This window comes from Glycomyces sp. NPDC021274 (assembly GCF_040641195.1).
Lineage (GTDB): Bacteria > Actinomycetota > Actinomycetes > Mycobacteriales > Micromonosporaceae > Glycomyces.
This window is the reverse complement of the sequence record NZ_JBFADC010000146.1, coordinates 1-1,017: the sequence shown is the minus strand read 5'-3', so window position 1 is coordinate 1,017 and position 1,017 is coordinate 1. Positions and strand designations below refer to the sequence as shown.

At 69.1% G+C, this 1,017-nt stretch carries 2 protein-coding genes; both read right to left on the bottom strand.

Features of this window, described 5'->3' with window-relative positions:
- A partial coding sequence (locus AB0I03_RS27220) for an AAA family ATPase (protein WP_360417525.1) occupies positions 1–230 on the bottom strand: 230 nt, incomplete at its 3' end.
- Positions 231–272: 42 nt separating this feature from the next.
- Positions 273–1,017 (bottom strand): phosphogluconate dehydrogenase (NAD(+)-dependent, decarboxylating) (gene gnd / locus AB0I03_RS27215; protein WP_360417523.1); only part of this gene is annotated, 745 nt, incomplete at its 5' end.

The window sequence follows — 1,017 nt, the reverse complement described above, 5'->3', positions numbered from 1 at the left end:
CCCTGGACGACCGCGGCCCGGATGATCGCCCGGTCCGCGCCCATCCGCACCAGCGGCGCGTCCGAGGAGACCCGGTGACTGCCGAGCGTGGCGAGATAGCCGACCGCCTCGACCAGATTCGTCTTGCCCTGCCCGTTGGGGCCCACGAACGCCGTGACGCCCGGATCGAGCGCGACCTCGACCCGGGCGTACGAGCGGAAGTCGGCAAGCGACAGATGCGATACGTGCATGACTACGCGCCGACCTCCCCCGGCTGCTGAACTGGTTTGTGCTTACTTCTTGGTCTCGACCGCGTGGCCACCGAACTGGTTGCGGAGCGCGGCGATCATCTTCATCTGCGGGGAGTCGTCCTGGCGGGACGCGAAGCGCGCGAAGAGCGACGCCGTGATCGCCGGCAGCGGCACGGCGTTGTCGATCGCGGCCTCGACCGTCCAGCGGCCCTCGCCGGAGTCCTCGGCGTAACCGCGCAGCTTGTTCAGGTGCTCGTCCTCGTCGAGGGCGTTGACCGCGAGGTCCAGCAGCCAGGAGCGGATGACCGTGCCCTCCTGCCAGGAGCGGAAGACCTCGCGGACGTTCTCCACGGAGTCGACCTTCTCCAGCAGCTCCCAGCCCTCGGCGTACGCCTGCATCATCGCGTACTCGATGCCGTTGTGGACCATCTTCGCGAAGTGGCCCGCGCCCACCTTGCCGGCGTGCACGGAGCCGAACTCGCCCTCGGGCTTGAGGGCGTCGAAGATCGGCTGCACCTTGGCGACGTGCTCCTTGTCGCCGCCGTACATCAGGGCGTAGCCGTTCTCCAGGCCCCAGACGCCACCGGAGACGCCGCAGTCGACGAAGCCGATGCCCTTGGCGGCCAGTTCCTCGGCGTGCTTCTCGTCCTCGGTCCAGCGGGAGTTGCCGCCGTCCACGACGAGGTCACCGGGCGAGAGCAGCTCGGCCAGCTCGTCGATCGTCGACTGGGTGGCGGCACCGGCCGGAACCATGACCCAGACCACTCGCGGACCCTGGAGCCTGTCC